This is a genomic window from Kitasatospora griseola (genome assembly GCF_014648555.1).
Taxonomy (GTDB): Bacteria; Actinomycetota; Actinomycetes; order Streptomycetales; family Streptomycetaceae; genus Kitasatospora; species Kitasatospora griseola.
The window spans coordinates 17488-37427 of record NZ_BMRI01000050.1 but is presented as its reverse complement, the minus strand read 5'-3'; the positions used below and the strand labels follow the sequence as shown (position 1 = coordinate 37427).

Genomic DNA, 19940 nt, shown 5'->3' with positions numbered 1-19940 from the left:
GATCATGAAACCGAGTCCGTGCCGTGCCAATCAAAACCGGACGGTTAGGGGGATTCCCCTATCGAACACCCTCTGAGAGCCGCTCAGGCGGGGACGATCACGTCCTGGCTGCCGGGCACGCCGTCGGCCAGCAGCACCGCGTCGACCGGGGTGTTGCGCTTGACCAGGGCCAGCGCGACCGGGCCGAGCTCGTGGTGGCGGGCGGCGGAGGTGACGAAGCCGACCGGCCGCTCCTGGCCGTCGACCCGGACCTCGGCGCCGTGCGCGGGCAGCTTCTCCTCGGTGCCGTCCAGGTGCAGGAAGACCAGCCGGCGCGGCGGGCGCCCCAGGTTGTGCACCCGGGCGACGGTCTCCTGGCCGCGGTAGCAGCCCTTGTTCAGGTGCACCGCGCTGCCCAGCCAGTCCACCTCGTGCGGAATGGTGCGGTGGTCGGTCTCGAAGCCGAGCCGCGGCCGGTGCCCCTCGATCCGCAGCGCCTCGTACGCCCAGACGCCTGCGGCCGGACCGAACTCGGCGGTGGCCTCGGCGAGTTCGGCGCGCGGCAGGAACAGGTCACGGCCCCACGGGAGCTCCCGCACCGCGGCGGCCCGGTCGGCGGGGGCGGTGGAACCGGCCGGCAGGAACACCACGGCCCAGTCGGCGGTGGCGTCGGCGACCTCGGCCCGGTTCCAGAACTTCATCGACTCCAGGTACTTCACCAGCGCGGGCGCCGTACCGGGCTCGACGTGGATCCAGGTGGTGGCGCCGTCGTCGACCAGGTAGAGCGCGTGCTCGACGTGCCCGTGCGGGGAGAGCACCAGCGCCTCGGTGGCCTGCTGCGGCGGCAGGTCGCTGACGTGCTGGGTGAGCAGCAGGTGCAGCCAGCTCAGCCGGTCCGGGCCGGTCACGGTGATCACGCCGCGGTGCGACAGATCGGTGAAGCCGCGACCGGCGGCGAGTTCGCGCTGCTCGCGGAACAGGTCGCCGTAGTGGGCGGCGACCCCCTCGTCGGGACCTTCGGCGGCGACGGCGCCGGGCAGCGCAAGCAGCGGGCTCTTCATACCGGCCAGCTTACGACCGGCGGCACTGCTCCAGGGGCCGCGGTCTACGACCGGCCGTCCGCCGCCTTGGCGGTGCAGTCCGCGCAGCGGCCGAAGATGGCGAAGTGCTTCAGGTCGGTGTCGAAGCCGTGCTCGGTGCGCAGGCTGTCGATCAGCGGCGCGGCGATCGCGGTGTCGGTCTCGGTGACCTGGTCGCAGTCCCGGCAGACCAGGTGAAGATGGGTGTGCCGGCCCGCCAGGTGGTAGGTCGGCGCACCGTGCCCGAGGTGGGCGTGCGAGACCAGGCCGAGCTCCTCCAGGAGCTCCAGCGTCCGGTACACGGTGGAGATGTTGACGCCGCTGGCGGTGCGGCGGACCTGTACCAGGATCTCGTCGGGGGTGGCGTGGTCGAGCACGTCGACGGCCTCCAGCACCAGCTGGCGCTGCGGGGTCAACCGGTAGCCGCGCTCGCGCAGGTCGGCCTTCCAGTCGGTGGTGTCGGTGTTCGCCACGATGTCCCTGCCCGTCGAGAGGTCGTGCCGACCAGTGTAGGGACCGACCGCCCGGTCGGTCCCCCACTCGGCAGCGCTCGTCCGCTCAGCGGAAGAACGCGATCCCGTCGTCCGGGAGGTCGTTGACGTCCTTGATCAGCTGCGCCGGGTTGAGCACCTTCTTCAGTTGCGCCGACATGTACGGCCGCAGCGGCACCTCGGGGGCGGCCTTCTCGCCGACCCACAGCAGCTCGTCCTTCACCAGGCCGAACAGGCGCTTGCCGCCGCTGTACGGGGCCGCGCCCTCGATCCGGGCGACCGCGTCGGTGGCCAGGTCGATCTGCGGCTTGCCGTCGTGCAGCTTGCCGTACCAGATCTCCACGGTGCCGTCGTCGCGCACCGAGGAGACCTCGATCTCGCGCTCGCCGCTGGTGCCGTGCTGGTTGCTGGTCACCCGCCAGAAGGCGTGCTCCATCTCCAGCGGGCGAACCTTCTCGCCCTGCTCGTCCAGCACCCAGGTACGGGAGCGGAACTCCAGGAAGGGTCGTCCGTCGTGGCGGAAGACGATCTCCTGGCCGAAGTTGCACTTCTCGCTGCCGGGGAAGTCGTGCACGCCCGCGCCCTCCCAGGTACCGAGGAGGAAGGCGAGCGGGACGACGTCCCGGTGGAGGTCGGAAGGAATCTCGATCATGGTCCTGGCTGCTGTCGTCGGACGGTTACCGGCTCAACCGTACGGCAGTGCTCAGCGCTGGCCCTGGTAGAGCTTCATCACGGAGAAGATGGCGAACCAGGTGATCAGCACGGCCACCAGAACCAGCAGGCTTTCGAAGAAGATCTCAAGACCGGACACGGTGTGCTCCCAGGGGCGGGTTCGACGGAGGAACGGGGCTTTCCACTACGGCCGGGAGTCTATCGGGCGACCCTTGCGGCCGTAGTCTCTGGGGCATGTCGAAGAAGCTGGTCATCAAGGTCACCGCCGGTGCGGACGCGCCGGAGCGCTGCTCGCAGGCCTTCACGGTCGCCTCCGTCGCGGTCGCCAGCGGCGTCCCGGTCTCGCTCTGGCTCACCGGCGAGTCCTCGTGGTTCGCGCTGCCGGGGAAGGCCGCCGAGTTCGAACTGCCGCACGCCGCGCCGCTGCCGGACCTGCTGGAGGCGATCCTCGCCGCCGGCACCGTCACGCTGTGCACCCAGTGCGCGGCGCGCCGGGGCATCGCCCAGGCGGACGTGATCGAGGGCGTGCGGATCGCCGGCGCGCAGGTGTTCCTGTCCGAGGTGATGGCGGACGGCGCGCAGGCGCTCGTCTACTGACGCACTACTGCTCCTCGGGGGGCTCCCGGTCCGGCCGGTCGCGGTCGTGGCCGGGCTGCTCCCAGTGCGGGTCGTCCCAGCGCGGGTCGTCGAAGCCCGGATCGCCGAAGCGCCGGCCGCCCCACGGGTCCGTGGGCGGCTCGTGGTCCGGCCGGTCCGGGTCGTGGCCGCGCTGCTCCCAGCGGGGGTCGTCCCACCGCGGGTCGTTCCACCAGTCGTCGTCCTTGTCGCGCCGGTTGGCGAGGACGGCGGCCAGCGGCGGGATCACCATGGCGACCACGCACATGCCGATGGCGGCGCCGACCGAGAAGTACCGCACCACGCCCCAGGCGAGGACGAACAGCCCCAGACAGACGCCCATCATCACGAAGTAGCGCACGTGCCGCCGGTGTGCCTGCACGCTTCCAGGGTAGGCCGAGGGCCCCGGCCGTCAGAAGACGGCCGGGGCCCTCGGTTCGATCCTGTCCGCGGTCGTCAGACCGCGATCGCGACCTCGGTGAACTCGCCCTGGGTGGCGACCACCTGGCGGTCCACGGTGGCGCCGGGCACCAGGGCCCGCAGGGTCCACTTGCCCGGGCGGGCGAAGAACCGGAACTGCCCGGTCGCCGAGGTCGGGACCTCGGCGGTGAACTCGCCGTTCTCGTCCAGCAGCCGCACGTAGCCGTTGACCGGCTCCTCGTTGCGGGTCACCGAACCCTGGATGATCGTCTCGTTCGCCACGTCAACTCCTGCCAGGTCCGGGCCGCCGGCCTTCGCACCGCACATGTCTGTGTCTCCCTCTTCTTTGCTTCGCGCGAGCCGGGGCTCAGTTGCCGAGCTCGATCGGCACGCCGACCAGGCTGCCGTACTCGGTCCACGAGCCGTCGTAGTTCTTGACGTTCTGCTGGTCGAGCAGCTCGTGCAGGACGAACCAGGTGAGCGCGGAGCGCTCGCCGATGCGGCAGTAGGCGATGGTGTCGGTGGCCAGGTCGACGCCCTCGGCCTCGTAGAGCGCCTTCAGCTCGTCGTCGCTCTTGAAGGTGCCGTCGTCGTTGGCGTTCTTCGCCCACGGGATGTTCTTGGCGCTCGGCACGTGGCCGGGGCGCTGCGACTGCTCCTGCGGGAGGTGGGCCGGGGCGAGCAGCTTGCCGGAGAACTCGTCGGGCGAGCGGACGTCGACCAGGTTCAGGGTGCCGATCGCGTCGATCACGTCGTCGCGGAAGGCGCGGATCGAGGAGTCGGCCGGCTGCGCGGTGTACTGGGTGGCGGCCCGCTGGGGCTGCTCGACGACCAGCTCGCGGGAGTCCAGCTCCCACTTCTTGCGGCCGCCGTCCAGCAGGCGGACGTCGCCGTGGCCGTACAGCTTGAAGTACCAGTAGGCGTAGGAGGCGAACCAGTTGTTGTTGCCGCCGTACAGCACCACGGTGTCGTCGTTGGCGATGCCCTTGGCGGACAGCAGCGCCTCGAAGCCCGCCTGGTCGATGAAGTCGCGGCGGACCGGGTCCTGGAGGTCCTTCTTCCAGTCGATCCGGACCGCGTTGCGGATGTGGTTCTTGTCGTAGGCGGCGGTGTCTTCGTCGACCTCGACGATGACGACCTTCGGGTCGTCCAGGCGTGCCTGGACCCAGTCGGCGTCGACCAGGACGTCGCTGCGGCTCATTGCTGTTCTCCATCCGAGGGCGGTTGGCGGAAGGCTGCTGGAAAATCACCCGGGCCGCGTTGTCCGTACAACTGTCCGCATATTGGGACGACGTAAGGTGCGGCAGAGCCGGGCGGGTGGATCGTGAGAGGTGCTCGTCGTTCCCGACGCACCGGTGCGCAACTGCTACCGGTTGGCGGCGCCTGAACGGGGCCGGGCGTGCCGTGACTGGGGCCAGGACCGCCCGGTCAGCGCATTCGACAGAGGCAGCTCGACACGCGGCAGTGGTCTACCGCCCGCCGCTTCGTGAGGTCCGCCTGTCGCTTCATGACGACGATGCTAGGGACTCCGAAGGGGCCCTGTCATCATCGTGTCGAATGGTGAGACCCGATCGACCGAATCCTGAGATTTACCGGCTTCCCATCGCGCGCCACCAGGCCCGGCCCCCGCGCGGGGGCCGGGCGGACCCGTGCTGCCGAAAGATTTTCCCGGCAGTGCTGGACAACATGTCTCGCCCACCGGACAGGCGCTAATGCCCCAGCGTGGTGCCGGGGGCGACCGTGAAGCGCAGCCGCACTCCGCCCTGCTCAGGGGCGGCCTCGGCCAGCGACAGACCCTTGGGCAGACCGGTCAGGTGGAACCGCTGGGGCTTCAGCAGGTCGCCCGCCAGACCCTTCAACGCCGAGGCGGTGCCGGTCAGTTGGAGGTTGTCGACGACCACGTCGTTGCCCTCGCTGTGCAGCTTGCCGGTGATCCCGCCGGCGGGCATCGCGGCCTTCACCTCGCCGGGGCCGGCGTACTCCAGGTTGAGCAGGCCGCCGCCGCGCATGAACTTGGCGAGGTCCTTGTAGTCGACCACGCCCTGGCCGTCGCCGCGGCCGACCGTCACGCCCCGGTAGGAATCGGTGAACTTCACCTGGGACAGGCTGGCCCGGAACGAGCGCACCGTCACCTTCTCCTTGCCGTCGGTGACGGTCATCCCGTCCGAGGAGAGGTCGACCTGGTCGAGCTCGCCGGCCACCGCGCTGGTCAGGAAGGGGACGTCGCCGATCTCGACGGTCGGCTTGCTGGTCAGCCAGCCGGAGGAGACCGCCGCGTCCGCGGCCTGGTCCTCCGCCACCCCGACGGCCACCCGGTCGGCGGCGACCAGCAGGCCGCCCACCACTCCGAGGCCGATCAGCAGTTTCACCGCGCCATGCATCGCTTCCCCCTGAAACGGTCCGGCCGGGCCGTTTCGTCGACGGACCGGTCCCGAAGACAGGACGATCGCACGGACGCCCGGGTTCCGGCGCGGCACTCGGGCAAACCCGCGCTCAGCCTCCGGCGAACGGCGGCAGCACTTCCACCGTGCCGCCCTCGGTCAGCGGCACCTCGGCGTGCTCCCGGCCGCCCACCGGGTCGCCGTCCACCAGGAACGAGCAGATGGCCAGCACCCGCAGCAGCTCCGGCCGCCCGGCGTGCGCGACGCGCACCGCGGCCAGCGCCTCGGCCAGCGTGGCGGCCAGGTACGGCTCCTCGGCCCGACCCGCCGCGGACTTGGCGGCGGCCCAGTAGCGGACCGTTCCGCTCACCCGCACAGGTGAATCCGGCGTGCGACGGGCTTCGGCGGCGGCGGTCACGGCAACCCCTCTCGATGGTCCTCGCCCGGTACGGCGGCCAAACCGGTGCGGGCCCATCATCGCCCGCGGCCCCCGCCGCCGGGCAAACCTCCCAGGTCATCACGGGGGCGCAAGGTGTCGTACCTCACCCCTCCCGGGGCCGGTCGCGGACCCGTGCGCCGCTCGCGCCTCTCCCGACTGCGCGGGCGGTCGGCTATTCTCGATTCCGTAAGGGATCCGGGCAGAGTCGCCCCCGGATCCTTTTGTGCTTTCAGGACGCCAGTAGGACGTTCTTGCGAACGGTGCCCCACCCGCACCGGCCGCCGGACCGGCCCCGCCGCCGACCGCACGACGACGTGCCGGCCGTCGGTGGACAGAGCGGAGGGTACGCCGATGGACGAGGCACCAGTGGGACGCCAGGGGTTGCGGGACCCCCGGACGGCCGCCGCCCCGTCCGCCGCCGTCCCCTCCGGGCTGTCGGCGCTCCCCCACCCTGTACCGCGTCCGTCGTCCCCCCGGCGGCCGCGACCGCGACGACCCGGAAAGGGGACTGGCCGGGTATGAGTTCACTGCTCCTGCTGACCAACGCCCTGCAACCCTCCGCCGAGGTGCTGCCCGCCCTCGGCCTGCTGCTGCACAGCGTCCGGGTGGCCCCCGCCGAGGGGTCCGCCCTGGTCGACACCCCGAACGCCGACGTGATCCTGGTCGACGGGCGCCGCGACCTGCCGCAGATCCGCAGCCTGTGCCAGCTGCTGCGGTCCACCGGCATCGGCAGCCCGCTGATCCTGGTGGTCACCGAGGGCGGCCTGGCCGCCGTCACCGCCGAGTGGGGCATCGACGACGTGCTGCTGGACACCGCCGGGCCGGCCGAGGTCGAGGCCCGGCTGCGGCTCGCCCTCGGCCGGCTCCAGGTCGCCGTCGACGACTCCCCGATGGAGATCCGCAACGGCGACCTGTCGGTCGACGAGGCCACCTACTCCGCGAAGCTCAAGGGCCGCGCCCTCGACCTCACCTTCAAGGAGTTCGAGCTGCTGAAGTACCTGGCCCAGCACCCCGGCCGGGTGTTCACCCGAGCCCAGCTGCTCCAGGAGGTGTGGGGCTACGACTACTTCGGCGGCACCCGCACCGTGGACGTCCACGTGCGTCGGCTGCGGGCCAAACTCGGGGTCGAGAACGAGCAGTTGATCGGCACCGTGCGCAACGTCGGCTACCGCTTCGTGGTCCCGGACCGGGCCGAGCGCAGCGGCGAACGGGCCGAGCCGAACAGAGCCGCGGCACACCGCGAACGCTGACCGGCCGTCGGACGGGCCGGGCGGCGCCACCCCTCGCCCGGCTTGCCCGGATCGGTCCGGTTCGGTCCCGAAAGCACCCCGTCCCACCAGGTGCGACCCGGGCTCGAAGCGCCGAGCCACCCGCGTAGACTCCCCCCGTGGCCAAGGTGACGCGCGACGATGTAGCCCGACTGGCTGGGACCTCGACCGCGGTCGTCAGCTATGTGATCAACAACGGTCCCCGGCCGGTCGCCCCGGCCACCCGGGAGAAGGTGCTGGCCGCGATCGAGCAGCTCGGCTACCGCCCGAACTCCGTCGCCCAGGCGATGGCCTCCCGGCGCACCAACCTGATCGGCATGGTCGTCCCCGACGCCCGGCAGCCCTTCTTCGCGGAGATGGCGCACGCCGTGGAACGCGCCGCCTCCGAGCGCGGCAAGCTCGTGCTGATCGGCAACTCCGACTACGTCGACGACCGCGAGGTGCACTACGTCCGGGCCTTCCTCGGCATGCGGGTCTCCGGCCTGATCCTGGTCAGCCAGGGCCCCTCGCAGCGCGCCGCCGAGGAGTTCGCCGCCATGGAGGGCGCCAAGGTGGTGCTGCTGCACCGCCGCCCCGAGGCGATCGACGACGTCGCCGTGGTCACCGACGACGTCGGCGGCTCCGAACTGGTCGTCCGTCACCTTCTCGAAGTGCACGGTCACCCGTACGTGGCGTGCTTCGGCGGACCGGTCGAGTCGCCCGCCCCCGGCGACCCGGTCATCGACCACGTGGCCGGCTGGGAGCTCGCCATGGCCGCGCACGGCCTGCCCACCGAGCCGCACCTGATCGACGCCCCGTTCCACCGCTACGGCGCCTACCAGGTCGCGCTGGACCTGCTCTCCTCCGACCGACGGCCGCCGGCGATCTTCTGCTCCACCGACGACCAGGCCATCGGCGTGCTGCGGGCCGCCCGCGAACTCGGCCTGCGGGTCGGCGAGGACCTCGCGGTGGCCGGCTTCGACGACATCCCGGAGGCCGGGTTCGCCGACCCGCCGCTCACCACCGTCGCCTCCGACCGGGACGCGATGGCCCGGGCCGCCGTCGACCTGGTCCTCGACGACTCGCTGATGGTGCCCGGCAGCGACACCGAGCGGGTCCGCAAGTTCCCGTCCCGGCTGGTCGTGCGGCGTTCCTGCGGCTGCTCCGGCGACTCGGACCGATCTCCGGCCTGACCAGGCTTTATGAGAAGCTGACGCGCTTCTCGGGGAACTCGTACCGCCCTCTCATCGAACGTTCATGAAGCGGGCGGAACGTCATTCCCATGAGCGAGCACCGCAGCACCCACGAGCCCCACCCCCAGGACGGCGGCGCGGGCTGGCTCCCGCCGACGCCGCCCGCCGCGCCGCAGCAGCCGTACCCCGAGCACCCCGGGTACCCGGCCCTGCCGCCCACCGCCGCCACCGCCGGCCCCGAGCTGCCGCCGCCCGGCGGCCACGGCGGCCACCACGCCCGCCGCGGACTGCTGAGGAGCCGCCTCGCCCTGGCCACCGCCGTCGCCGCGATGGCGGCCCTGCTCGGCGGCGTCACCGGCGGCGTCCTGGTGAAGGACCGGGACGGCTCCACCACCGCGAGCAGCACCCTGGTCCGCCCGGTCGCGGCCAACGCCGACGGCAGCGCCAACGTCTCGGCGATCGCCGCCGCGCTCTCCCCCGCCGTCGTGCAGATCACCGTGCAGACCGGCAACGGCACCGCGACCGGCACCGGCGTGGTCCTCACCGACGACGGACAGATCCTCACCAACTACCACGTCGTCTCCGGCGCGGTGAACGGCGGCCGGGCCACCGTCACCTTCCACGACGGCCGGACCGCCCCCGCGACCGTCACCGGCACCGACAAGTCCCTGGACACCGCCGTCATCACCGCCTCCGGCGTCAGCGGCCTGACCACCGCCGTGCTCGGCGACTCCGACGCGACGGCCGTCGGCGACCCGGTGGTCGCCATCGGCAACCCCGAGGGCCTCACCGGCACCGTCACCTCCGGCATCATCTCCGCCAAGAACCGCTCCGTCTCCGTCCAGGTCGACCAGGGCACCACCAGCGGCAACGGCGGCTTCGGCTTCCCCAACCTGCCCGGCCTGCGCGGCTCCACCAGCGCCTCCGGCTCCGACACCGCCACCTACCGGGCGCTGCAGACCGACGCCGCGCTCAACCCCGGCAACTCCGGCGGCCCGCTGATCAACGCCTCCGGCCAGGTCATCGGCCTCAACTCGGCGATGTACTCCGGGAGCGGCTCCGGCTCCACCGGCGGCACCGAGGCGGGCAGCGTCGGCCTCGGCTTCGCCATCCCGATCAACAGCGTCAAGCAGGTGCTGCCGCAGATGCAGGCCGGCAAGAACCTGTGACACCCGCCGGTTCCGTCCCCCGGCGACGGACAATGGCCACGACCGCACCGGAATCAGAAAGGGCCCAGCGCCGATGACTCCCCCCGCCGACGACCGCACCCCTGCCGAGGCCCCGGGCGGCGGCGCCCGCGTCCTCGTGGTCGACGACGAACCCGCCCTGCGCGACGCGCTGGAATCCAGCCTCGCCTTCGAGGGCTACCAGGTCACCACCGCCACCGACGGCTACGAGGCCCTCGCCTCCGTCGAACGCGACCGCCCCGACCTGGTGCTGCTCGACATCATGATGCCGCGGATGGACGGCCTCACCGCCGTCCGCCGGATGCGCTCCCGCGGCGACACCGTGCCCGTCCTGATGCTCACCGCGCGGGACGCCGTCGGCGACCGCGTCACCGGACTCGACGTCGGCGCCGACGACTACCTCGCCAAGCCCTTCGAGCTCGACGAACTCCTCGCCCGGGTCCGCGCCCTGCTCCGCCGCAACGCGCTCGCCGCGGAGGCCGCCGCCCGCACCGCCGCCGACGAGGACGGCAGCGAGGTGCTCGCCTTCGCCGACCTGCGGATGAACACCGCGACCCGGGAAGTCACCCGGGCCGGCACCACCATCGAACTCACCCGCACCGAGTTCATGCTGCTGGAGATGTTCCTCTCCCACCCGCGCCAGGTGCTGACCCGCGAACAGATCCTCAAGGCCGTCTGGGGCTTCGACTTCGAGCCCTCCTCCAACTCCCTCGATGTCTACGTCATGTACCTGCGCCGCAAGACCGAGCAGCACGGCATGCCCCGCATCATCCAGACCGTCCGCGGCGTCGGCTACGCGCTGCGCACCGTCGCCAACGGCGCCGCGGCGTGAAGTTCGCCGACCGGCTCACGGGGTGGTTCCGCGGCAGATCGCTGCGGAGCCGGCTGGCCATGCTCACGGCCGCCGCGGTGGCGGTGGCGATCGCCGTGGTGAGCATGGCCAGTTGGCTGCTGGTCCGCGAACGCCTGTACCAGGACCTGCACGACAACCTCTCGGCCGCTCCCCCGAGCCCGGTGGCCCCACCCGACCGGGGCCAACTGCACTGCGGCGCCACCCCTGCCGAGGCCCTGGCCAACGTCCCCGCCGGGGGCAGCGATCGGTTCGGCCCGCAGAAGTACGACTTCCAGTACGTGCTGCCCGACGGCACCGTCTGCCTGACCGGCGACGCCGTCCGGGCCATCCAGGTGGCGCCGGGCGACAGCACGCCGCTGCCCAGGAACAGCCAGGCGGTCTACCGCACCGGCAGCTACGTCGACAGCGACGACCACGCGCAGGTACGGCGCACCAACAGCGCCGTCGTGCTGCCGGGCAACATCCGGCAGCCCGCCGTCCTGCTGACCGCGCTGCCCACCGACGGGGTGCAGAAGTCGCTCAACTCGCTCGCCCTGCTGATCACCTCCGTCGCCGGCCTCGGCGTCATCGGCGCGGGCGTCGCCGGCCGGGTCGTCGCCCGGTCCGCGCTCAAGCCCGTCGACCAGCTCACCGACGCCGTCGAGCACATCGCGCGCACCGAGGAGGTCGGCGCCACCATCCCCGTCAACGGCAGCGACGAGATCGCCAGGCTCTCCACCTCGTTCAACTCGATGTCCACCGCGCTCGCCAACTCCCGGGAGCGGCAGACCCGGCTGATCGCCGACGCCGGGCACGAGCTCCGCACGCCGCTCACCTCGCTGCGCACCAACGTGGACCTGCTGATCCGGTCCGACCAGCAGGGGCGGGCGCTGCCGCCGGAGACCCGGGCGCGGATGCTGGGCAACATGAAGGCGCAGATGCAGGAGCTGACCGTGCTGATCGGCGACCTGCTGCAGCTCTCCCGCCCGGACACCCCGAACCCGGAGGCGGTGCGCACCGTGGTGCCGTTCCACGAGACGGTGACGCGGGCGCTGGAGCGCGGGCGGCTGCGCGGCCCGGCGCTGACCTTCGTCACCGAGGTGAACCCCTGGTACGTGCACGGCGATCCGGCCGCGCTGGAGCGGGCGGTGATCAACCTGCTGGACAACGCGGTGAAGTACTCGCCGCCGTCCGGGACGGTCGAAGTGCGGCTGCGGGCCGGCCGGCTGACGGTCCGCGACCACGGTCCTGGCATCCCGACCGACGAACTCCCGTTCGTCTTCGACCGGTTCTGGCGCTCCCCGTCCTCCCGTCAACTGCCGGGCTCCGGGCTGGGGCTGTCGATCGTGGCGCAGACCGTGCGGGACGCCGGCGGACAGGTCTCGCTGGGGCCCGCGACGGACGGCGGCCCGGGGACGCAGGCGGTCATGGTGCTGCCCGGGCAGCCGGACGACCCGCGCTGAGCACGCCGGAGGGCGGGACACCGAAGTGTCCCGCCCTCTGCCGGCAGTGCTACGTCAGCCGATGGACTGGCCGACGCCGATGACCTTGATCCGGTTCTGGGCCGGCGGGACGATCGGGGCGGTGGCGGTGCTGTGGCCCGTCAGGTACGCGTTGAAGAGGTCCAGGTCGGAGGCGCCGACAAGCTTGTCGGTGCCGGCCGCGAAGGCCGGGAAGCCGTCGCCGCCGCCGGCCAGGAACTCGTTGGCGGCGACCCGGTACTTGGCGTTCGGGTCGACGGGGGCGCCGTTCAGGCGGACCGAGTCGACGATCACGCGGTCCGCGCCGGCCTTGTTCAGGTCCAGCGTGTAGGCGAGGTTGCCGGAGATCTGCAGGATCTTCGGGGCGGCCGCGTTGGAGCCCGAGACCTGCTGCTGCAGGACCTGGACCAGCTGGGCGCCGGTGAGGGTCTTGACCTGCATCATGTTGGTGAACGGCTGGACGGTGAACGCCTCGCCGTAGGTCACCACACCGTCGCCCTCACTGCCGGACGCCTTGTAGACCAGGTCCGAGCGGATGCCGCCGGGGTTCATGAAGGCCACCTGCGCGCCGCCCTTGTCGGCGGGCGCGAGACCGGCCAGCTGCGCGTCGGCGATCAGGTCGCCGAGCGGCTTCTCCAGGTCGCTGGAGCCGCGGCCGTTGATGTCGGCACTGATCCAGCCGACCGGGCGGTTGGCGATCGGGGCGGCCAGCGCGCTGTACCGCTTGATCAGGTCGTTCAGGTCGCCCGCCGCGTCGGTGCGGCGCACGACGTGGTTGGCGGCGGTCACCGACGGCCGGACGATGGTGCCGGTGCGCTTGTCCAGCTTGAGGTCGATCTCGGTGTACAGGCGGCCGAACGAGGCGGCGCTGGTGACCGAGCGCGGCACGCCGTTCGGGTCCGGGATCATGCAGGCGTACGCGTTGTGGGTGTGGCCGGTGACGATGGCGCCGACCGCCGGGTCGAGACGCTTGGCGATGTCCACGATCGGACCGGAGACGCCGCTGCCGCCCGCGCCGCAGTCGTAGTTGTAGATGTTGCTGGCCGGGAAGCCGCCCTCGTGGATCAGCGCGACCACCGAGTTGACGCCCTGACGCTTCAGCTCGGCGGTGTACTTGTTGATCGTCGCGACCTCGTTGTCGAACTTGAGGCCCTGCACGCCGGCGGCGGTGACGATGTTCGGGGTGCCCTCCAGGGTCACGCCGATGAAGCCGACCTTCACGCCGCGGACGTTCTTCACCCAGTACGGCTTGAGCAGCGGCTTGCCGGTCTTCTCGTCGGTGACGTTGGCCGCCAGGTACGGGAAGTCGGCGCCCTCGAAGGTGCGGCCCGGCTCGTAGCAGCCGTCGGTCGGGTGGCAGCCGCCGTTCTGCATCCGCTTCAGCTCGGCCGAGCCCTCGTCGAACTCGTGGTTGCCCACCGAGGTGACGTCGAGGCCGATCTTGTTCATCGCCTCGATGGTCGGCTCGTCGTGGAACAGGCCGGAGACCAGCGGGCTGGCGCCGATCAGGTCGCCGGCCGCCACGGTGATGCTGTTCTTGTGGCCCTCGCGGGCGTCGCGCAGCGCGGTGGCCAGGTACGCGACACCACCGGCGGGGGTGGGCGGAGTGACGGGCTTGCCGGTGGCCGGGTCGAGCTCGTTGATGGTGCCGGACGAACCCGCCGGGGGCTCCAGGTTGCCGTGCAGGTCGTTGATGGCGAGGAGCTGCAGGTCCTCGTACTTGGGCTTGTCCTGGCCGTGCCCGTGGGCCTCGGCGGTGGCCGGCAGGGCCATCGAGCCGATGAGGGCGGCGGCCGCGGCGACCGCGAGCGCGGTCCTGCGGCGGCCGGTCGAACCGGAAATGGGCATGAAGGTCCCCTGCACCGTCGGGGCCGCGACGGACGGCGGCCTGGCGTTGTATCGGGGAGCAGCCTAGAGTCCACGCGCGTAGCTGTCAGGAACCCTGGGGTAACGAGCTGGTATCCGAGGACTGACGACTTCTCTGCTGATCCCTGGTCAGCCCGTCGTCCGGCCCACCGGCCGGCCCGCCGCGGCGGTCAGATCCTGGGCTGGGCGGCCAGCTGCTGCTCGGCGCGCTCGCGCTCGGCCACCGCGTCCTCGGTCATCGCCCGGTCGGTGTACACCAGCGGGCGCTCGGCCTCGGTGATGATGTGCTTGACCACCTGCACGTTGCCGTTGACGTCCCACACCGCGATGCCCGGCGACAGCGTCGGAATGATCTCCACCGCCCAGCGCGGCAGACCCAGCACCCGGCCGGTGGCCCTGGCCTCCTCCGCCTTCTGCATGTAGATGGTGCGGGTGGAGGCCATCTTCAGGATCGCCGACGCCTCCTTCGCCGCCGCCCCGTCCACCACGTCCGACAGGTGGTGCACCACGGCCACGAAGGACAGGCCCAGCCGCCGTCCGAACTTCAGCAGCCGCTGGAACAGCTGCGCCACGAACGGGCTGTTGATGATGTGCCAGGCCTCCTCGACCAGGAAGATCCGCTTCACCCGGTCCGGCCGGAGCCAGGTGTGCTCCAGCCACACCCCGACGATCGCCATCAGGATCGGCATCGCGATCGAGTTCCGGTCGATGTGCGACAGGTCGAAAACGATCAGCGGCGCGTCCAGGTCGATGCCCGCCGAGGTCGGGCCGTCGAACATGCCGCGCAGGTCGCCGTCGACCAGCCGGTCCAGCACCAGTGCCACGTCCAGGCCCCAGGACTGCACCTCGCCGACCTCCACGCCCAGCGACTCCACCGCCGACAGGTCGGGGTTGCGCAGCGTGTCGATGATGTCGTTCAGCACCGGCTGACGGTCCTTCACCGTGGCGTGCACGTACGCGTGCGCCGCCTTCAGCGCGAAGCCTGCCCGCTCCTCCAGCGGGCGGGCCATCGCCACCTCGATGATGGTGCGCAGCAGCGACAGCTGGCCGGTGGTGGTGATCGCCGGGTCCAGCGGGTTCAGCTTCACCCCGCCGTCCCGGGCCGCCAGCGGGTCCAGCCGGATGGACTTTATCCCCAGCGCGTTGGCGATCAGGTTCCACTCGCCGACGCCGTCCTCGCCCTGCGCGTCCAGCACCACCACCTGGCGGTCGCGGAACCTCAACTGCCGCAGCACGTACGTCTTCTCCAGCGCCGACTTGCCGTTGCCGGACTCCCCCAGCACCAGCCAGTGCGGGGCCGGCAGCTGCTGGCCGTACAGCTGGAACGGGTCGTAGACGTAGCCCTTGCCGCTGTACACCTCGCGGCCGATGATCACCCCGGAGTCGCCCAGGCCGGGCGCCGCCGTCGGCAGGTACACCGCCTGCGCCTGGCCGCTGGAGGTGCGCACCGGCAGCCGGGTGGTCTCCACCCGGCCGAACAGGGCGCTGGCGAAGGCGTCGGTGAGGTTTCCGAGCATCTGAGGGGCCTCCGATGGTTCAGCGGCGGATGCCGGTGGCGAACGGCAGGGTGTTGGCGAACGCCCGGTGGTGCTCGCGGTCGCACCACTCCAGCTTCAGGTAGCTCTTGCCCGCCGAGGCGCGGATGGTCCGCTTGTCCCGGGCCAGTGCCTCCGGGCTGCGCGAGGACACCGTCAGGTAGCCCACCAGGTTCACCCCGGCCGCGCCGGACGCCAGGTCGTCGCCGCGCTGGTCCACCCGGCCGGTGTGCGCCAGGTCGCGCGGGTCCACCGTGCGGTTCATCTTCGCCGCCCGGCTGGCCTCCGCCTCGTCGTTGGTCTTCTCGGTGAGCATCCGCTCGATCGCCACGTCGGTCGGCTCCAGGTCCATGGTGACCGCGACCGTCCGGATCACGTCCGGGGTGTGCACCAGCAGCGGCGCCAGGAAGTTCACCCCGACCGGGGTCAGCGGCCACTCCTTGATCCACGCGGTGGCGTGGCACCACGGCTCCCGGGTCGCCGACTCCCGGGTCTTCGCCGTCAGGTACTGCGGGTGCGTGGCGTCCAGCTCGGCCGGCCATGCGTTGCGCCGGCTCATCGCCTGGATGTGGTCGATCGGATGGTCCGGGTCGTACATCGAGTGGATCAGCGACGCCAGCCGGGCCTGCCCCAGCGGCTGCCGCACCCGGATGTCCGCCTCCGCCAACCGGGCGCAGATGTCCGTCAGTTCACGCGCCATCACGGTCGCCAGACCGTCGTCCCCGCGGTCCCGCTTCGCCTCGTCCCGGCCGTACGCGGTCCGCCCCATCGCGTGCGCCTCGGACGCCAGCTCGCGGGTGTACTGCATGCACGCCACCAGGTACGCCCGGTGCTGCTCCGAGGAGGTCGACACCATCGACTGCAGCTGGTCGTAGCTCTCCTGCAGCCAGCGCGGCGCCGCGTGGTCGCCGCGCCGCTCCACGTCCTTGGCGTGTGCGTCCGGGTCGGCCGGCAGCGTCCGGGCCAGGATCTGCAGCCGCGTCACGAAGCCGTCGCCGTTGGCCACGTGCTTCAGCAGCGTGCCGAACCGGTCGACCAGCGCCTCCTGGTCCTCCGAGTCGCGCAGGCCCACGCCCGGGCCCTCGATCTCGATCGCCGCCGTCACCGTGCGCCGCTCCAGGTGCATCAGCACCGCGACCTCGTCCGGCCCGAACGGCGCGGTCAGCCAGCGCAGCCGCCCCACTCCCGGCGGCGGACCGACCTCCACCTCGCGCCCGTCCAACCGCGTCCCGGCCTCGTGCACGTCCGGCTTCCACACCGCCCGGCCGCTGCGCACCGTCCGCCGGTACGTCCGGTTGATCTCCACCCACTTGTAGAACGTCCGCCGCCGGTACGGCACGTACACCGCCATGATCGCCAGCAGCGGGAAACCCACCAGGCCGGCCAGCCGCAGCGGCAGGATCGGCACCCCCAGACCCCACAGCATGCCCAGGCCCGCGCCGGCGATGATCAGCACGATCTCACCGGTCTCCCGGTTGCGCCCGATCGGCGCGTTCGGGCGCGCCTTGCCGATCAGGTAGCTGCGGCGCGGCTGGGCGTACGGCTGGGCGTACTGGGTGCCGTACTGGCCGAACTGGTCGCTGCTCATCTACCCGTCACCCTCCCTTCGGGTTGTTGACCGGGGCCTGGGACTGCGCGGGCGGACCCGCCTGCCGACCCGGGCCGGCGGGCCGGGACGCGTGCGCGGCGATGCCCGGGGCCACTCCGCCACCGCCACCGGCGCCCGGGGAACCGCCCCCGGCCTGCGGGCCGCCACGCGAGCCGTGGGTCGAGATGCCCTGCTTCACAAAGTTCGCCGGGCCGTTGATCATCGCACTGCCCGCCTGCACCGCACTCGCCCGGGCCCGCCGCATCGACAGCATCTCGTCACCGAAGCCCGGCACGAACCGGTACACCGCGGCGCTCGCGAAAATCGACAGGAACAGGATCGCCAGCCCGCTCAGCACCCGCGCGAAGTCGTCGTCCGCGCCCGTGCCGGTCGCCACCGCACCCGCCAGCCCCAGAATGATCACGATGATCGGCTTCGCCAGATCGATCGCCAGCATCATCGCGGCCCACCGGCGCACGTGCTTCCACAGCTGCTTGTCCACCAGCCCCGCGTACACCGCCGTCCCCAGCAGCGCGCCCACGTACAGCATCGCCGCCCGGATCACCAGCTCGATCCACAGCACCGCCGCGGCCAGCACCGCCACCAGCGACACGATGATCAGGATCAGCGGGCCACCGCCCATGCTGCCCTTGTCCAAGGTGTCCGCGAACCCGCCCAGGTACGTCCCCGTGTCGGACTTCGTCCCCGCCGCGATCGCATCCGTCATCCCGTCGGTGACGGTCACCACCGTGAACAGGATCAACGGCGTGAACGCCGAGGCGATCACCGTCAGCCACAGGAACCCGACCGCCTCACCGAACGCCTGCCCCAACGGAGCCCCGCGCACCGCCCGCTTCGTCACCGCCAGCAGCCACAGCACCAGCGTGACCACCGTCGACACCGCGAACACCACCGCGTACTGCTGCAGGAACGCCGCATTGGTGAAATCGACCTTCGTCGTCCCGTCGATCGCCCCCGCCAACTGCCGCACCACCCAGGCCGCCGCCTGCGCACACCCCTTCGCCAACGAGCCCAGCGGGTCCGTCACCGAGGAAACCGAATCCCCACCGGGGATCACGGTCGTCCCGGGAGGAGCGCAGAGCTTGTCGGCGCCGAGGACGGTGGCGTCCTGTCCGGCGCACTTGGACACACTCGGACTCGCACCGGGCGACGGATCGGCAGCGACCCGCTGCGCGACCACCAGCGCCGTGAGTTGAAGACTGCTCAGGGCGGCGCCGAGCACCCCGGCCCGGCCCAGGAAACGCAGTCTGGACGCGTCAGCGGGCATAGCGGAACCCTCCGAACTGCTGGACGGCATCGGCGATCTCTTTCGCGGTGGCCGCCTGGTTGTCGCCCGGCAGGGGGGCGGGGCCCGCGGCGCGGGAGTAGTCGGTGAGCTTCCAGTCGCTGCCGGTCCAGCGCATGGTGATGGTCAGGGTGTACCAGTCCTGGCTGACCGGGAGGGTGGAGTCCTCGCCGGCCAGGCCGTAGAGGCCGGTGCACCAGACGTCGACCTTGGTGGCGGTGTCGGCGCTGTTGGTGGTGCGGGTGCCGACCGGGACGATCCGGCTGACGAAGAGCTGCCCCTTCGGGGCGCGGCCCTGCGCGTCCAGGCCGAACCGGGTCACCGTCTCCGGCGAGAACGCCTGGTCCAGTCGGGACTGGAGGGTGGGGAGGACGGTGGGGTCGGCGAGGGTGGCGAGGACGGTGTGGCGGGTGTCGGGGCGGAACATGTCGGTGGAACCGAGCGCGACCGCGTAGTTGGCGGCGGCGGACTGCGCCCCCTGGTCGGTGTGGGGGTAGCCGGTGGCGATGCCGTTGGCGGTGGTGGTGACGGGCTGCTGGCCGGTGGCGGCGGTGCGGTCGGCGGCGGGGGCGGTCCCGTTGCGGGCGCGGTCGCCGGAGCTTGCGGCGGGGTTGCGGTCGGGGACGGCCTTGTCGCGGTTGGCGATGGCGACGGCGACGACCAGCAGGGTGACGACGCCGAGGATGGCCAGGAGAGTGCGCAGGGGACGGGCCTGACGGCCGGTCACGGGGGTGGTCTGTTCGGCGACCGGTAGCCGCGTACGGGTGTGCGGCTGGTCGTCGGACAACGGCACGGGGGCCCTCCTGGTGCGGCGCCTCCGCGTGGGGGGTGCGGCGGCGTGACGGGTGTTCTCGGTGTCGGCGCGCGGACCGTGGACCAGCGCGGATGGGACGGAAGTTGTCCGATCGTCAGATGGCCATGCCGTAGACAATGGTGAACAGCGTGCCGAGCGAACCGATGATGAACACGCCGGTCAGGCCGGCGATGATCAGCCCCTTGCCCTGTTCGGCGCTGAACGTGTCACGCATCGCGGTGGCGCCGATCCGCTGCTTGGCAGCGCCCCAGATGGCGATGCCCAGGCAGAGCAGGATGGCGACGGCCATGACGACCTGGACCATCACGCGGGCCGAGGAGCCGAGCGAGGCGAACGGGCCCCAGTCGGGGGCGATGCCGCCGATGATGGTGTCGATGTTGGCCTTCTTCGGCGGGTCCTCCGCCAGATACCGGATCGCACTGCTGTCCACGTTCAGGTTCATCCCATCTCACCGCCCGATCAGGAAAATTCAAGGCCCCGGACCACGGTCGAGCGAAGGGGCAGGTCCTATTCTTGGCCAGATCTGACGTCGACTTGGCTGCTTCTCGCGGATTGCTCGTGGCGGCCGGACGCCTCCGCCAGGATGTCCGGTAGTTCGAGGATACTGCCCGCCCTTGGTATCTGTGATGATTGCACCGGGCAATAACGCAACAGGGCAGGGCAGCTGACGATCCGTCGGGATGGTGCGGGATGGCGCTCGGGAAGGCTCGACTCGCTGGTGCCGCCGTCGCGGTGGTGGCCATCGGGTTCGTCGGCGTGGTGACGCTGGGGACGTACGCGGCCAGTGGGGTACCGGAGCGTTCCGGCCAACTGTC

The 19940-nt window shown here is 71.6% G+C and carries 19 protein-coding genes and 1 pseudogene; 6 read left to right on the top strand and 14 right to left on the bottom strand.

Going from position 1 to position 19940, the window contains the following annotated elements; translation table 11 throughout:
* Window positions 1-83 precede the first annotated feature (83 nt).
* The 3 genes from ygfZ to IEZ12_RS34645 all read right to left on the bottom strand — a co-directional run bounded on the left by ygfZ (window position 84) and on the right by IEZ12_RS34645 (window position 2201).
* The gene (gene ygfZ, locus IEZ12_RS34655; protein ID WP_189277989.1) at window positions 84-1040 is read right to left on the bottom strand and encodes a CAF17-like 4Fe-4S cluster assembly/insertion protein YgfZ; all 957 of its coding nucleotides are present in this window, start codon (window positions 1038-1040) and stop codon (window positions 84-86) included.
* Window positions 1041-1084: 44 nt separating this feature from the next.
* On the bottom strand, window positions 1085-1531 hold the full coding sequence (locus IEZ12_RS34650; protein WP_043915578.1) for a Fur family transcriptional regulator: 447 nt from the start codon (window positions 1529-1531) through the stop codon (window positions 1085-1087).
* Between the two features lie 85 nt (window positions 1532-1616).
* Window positions 1617-2201 carry a heme-binding beta-barrel domain-containing protein gene (locus IEZ12_RS34645; protein ID WP_043915577.1) on the bottom strand — a complete coding sequence of 195 codons (585 nt, stop codon included), beginning with the start codon at window positions 2199-2201 and terminating at the stop codon, window positions 1617-1619.
* Between the two features lie 254 nt (window positions 2202-2455).
* On the opposite strand from IEZ12_RS34645, the gene IEZ12_RS34640 reads away from it, so the two are divergent.
* Window positions 2456-2818: a DsrE family protein gene (locus IEZ12_RS34640; RefSeq protein WP_189277987.1), complete on the top strand. Its 363-nt coding sequence runs from the start codon at window positions 2456-2458 to the stop codon at window positions 2816-2818.
* A gap of 172 nt (window positions 2819-2990) precedes the next feature.
* On the opposite strand, the pseudogene IEZ12_RS39720 reads toward IEZ12_RS34640, so the two are convergent.
* The 5 genes and pseudogenes from IEZ12_RS39720 to IEZ12_RS34615 form a co-directional block, all read right to left on the bottom strand.
* Window positions 2991-3218, bottom strand: a pseudogene (locus IEZ12_RS39720) (DUF3099 domain-containing protein); the annotation flags it as partial.
* Window positions 3219-3292: 74 nt separating this feature from the next.
* The gene (locus IEZ12_RS34630; protein WP_035864892.1) at window positions 3293-3583 is read right to left on the bottom strand and encodes a DUF1416 domain-containing protein; all 291 of its coding nucleotides are present in this window, start codon (window positions 3581-3583) and stop codon (window positions 3293-3295) included.
* Between the two features lie 40 nt (window positions 3584-3623).
* On the bottom strand, window positions 3624-4457 hold the full coding sequence (locus IEZ12_RS34625; protein ID WP_043915575.1) for a sulfurtransferase: 834 nt from the start codon (window positions 4455-4457) through the stop codon (window positions 3624-3626).
* A gap of 508 nt (window positions 4458-4965) precedes the next feature.
* Window positions 4966-5625 carry an LmeA family phospholipid-binding protein gene (locus IEZ12_RS34620; RefSeq protein ID WP_052509739.1) on the bottom strand — a complete coding sequence of 220 codons (660 nt, stop codon included), beginning with the start codon at window positions 5623-5625 and terminating at the stop codon, window positions 4966-4968.
* A gap of 124 nt (window positions 5626-5749) precedes the next feature.
* Window positions 5750-6055: a MoaD/ThiS family protein gene (locus tag IEZ12_RS34615; RefSeq protein WP_373295562.1), complete on the bottom strand. Its 306-nt coding sequence runs from the start codon at window positions 6053-6055 to the stop codon at window positions 5750-5752.
* Between the two features lie 539 nt (window positions 6056-6594).
* Here IEZ12_RS34615 and IEZ12_RS34610 point away from each other — a divergent pair.
* From IEZ12_RS34610 to IEZ12_RS34590, 5 genes are all read left to right on the top strand, one after another.
* A complete protein-coding gene (locus IEZ12_RS34610) occupies window positions 6595-7326 on the top strand; it encodes a winged helix-turn-helix transcriptional regulator (RefSeq protein ID WP_189277983.1) in 732 nt (243 codons plus the stop codon).
* 137 nt (window positions 7327-7463) lie between these two features.
* Window positions 7464-8516 carry a LacI family DNA-binding transcriptional regulator gene (locus tag IEZ12_RS34605; protein WP_043915573.1) on the top strand — a complete coding sequence of 351 codons (1053 nt, stop codon included), beginning with the start codon at window positions 7464-7466 and terminating at the stop codon, window positions 8514-8516.
* An 89-nt stretch (window positions 8517-8605) separates the two neighbouring features.
* Window positions 8606-9685, top strand: coding sequence for a S1C family serine protease (locus tag IEZ12_RS34600; protein WP_189277981.1), 1080 nt, complete (start codon window positions 8606-8608; stop codon window positions 9683-9685).
* Window positions 9686-9758: 73 nt separating this feature from the next.
* On the top strand, window positions 9759-10535 hold the full coding sequence (locus tag IEZ12_RS34595; protein ID WP_189277979.1) for a response regulator transcription factor: 777 nt from the start codon (window positions 9759-9761) through the stop codon (window positions 10533-10535).
* Window positions 10536-10594: 59 nt separating this feature from the next.
* Window positions 10595-11998 carry a sensor histidine kinase gene (locus IEZ12_RS34590; RefSeq protein ID WP_189277977.1) on the top strand — a complete coding sequence of 468 codons (1404 nt, stop codon included), beginning with the start codon at window positions 10595-10597 and terminating at the stop codon, window positions 11996-11998.
* 54 nt (window positions 11999-12052) lie between these two features.
* Here the strand turns inward: IEZ12_RS34590 and IEZ12_RS34585 are convergent, their stop codons facing one another.
* The 6 genes from IEZ12_RS34585 to IEZ12_RS34560 all read right to left on the bottom strand — a co-directional run bounded on the left by IEZ12_RS34585 (window position 12053) and on the right by IEZ12_RS34560 (window position 19567).
* Window positions 12053-13864 (bottom strand): bifunctional metallophosphatase/5'-nucleotidase, encoded by a 1812-nt coding sequence (locus tag IEZ12_RS34585; RefSeq protein WP_189277974.1) that lies wholly within the window; start codon window positions 13862-13864, stop codon window positions 12053-12055.
* Window positions 13865-14052: 188 nt separating this feature from the next.
* Entirely contained in the window at window positions 14053-15399 is a 1347-nt protein-coding gene (locus IEZ12_RS34580; RefSeq protein WP_043915568.1) for an ATP-binding protein, read from the bottom strand.
* Window positions 15400-15418: 19 nt separating this feature from the next.
* Window positions 15419-17005 (bottom strand): SCO6880 family protein, encoded by a 1587-nt coding sequence (locus IEZ12_RS34575; RefSeq protein ID WP_189277972.1) that lies wholly within the window; start codon window positions 17003-17005, stop codon window positions 15419-15421.
* 7 nt (window positions 17006-17012) lie between these two features.
* Complete coding sequence (locus IEZ12_RS34570) at window positions 17013-18293, bottom strand: hypothetical protein (protein ID WP_189277970.1); 1281 nt, start codon at window positions 18291-18293, stop codon at window positions 17013-17015.
* Window positions 18283-19104, bottom strand: coding sequence for a hypothetical protein (locus IEZ12_RS34565; protein ID WP_189277968.1), 822 nt, complete (start codon window positions 19102-19104; stop codon window positions 18283-18285). Before IEZ12_RS34565 ends, IEZ12_RS34570 begins: the two co-directional genes overlap by 11 nt.
* Before the next feature lie 115 nt (window positions 19105-19219).
* Complete coding sequence (locus IEZ12_RS34560; protein WP_043915564.1) at window positions 19220-19567, bottom strand: DUF8827 family protein; 348 nt, start codon at window positions 19565-19567, stop codon at window positions 19220-19222.
* Window positions 19568-19940 lie beyond the last annotated feature (373 nt).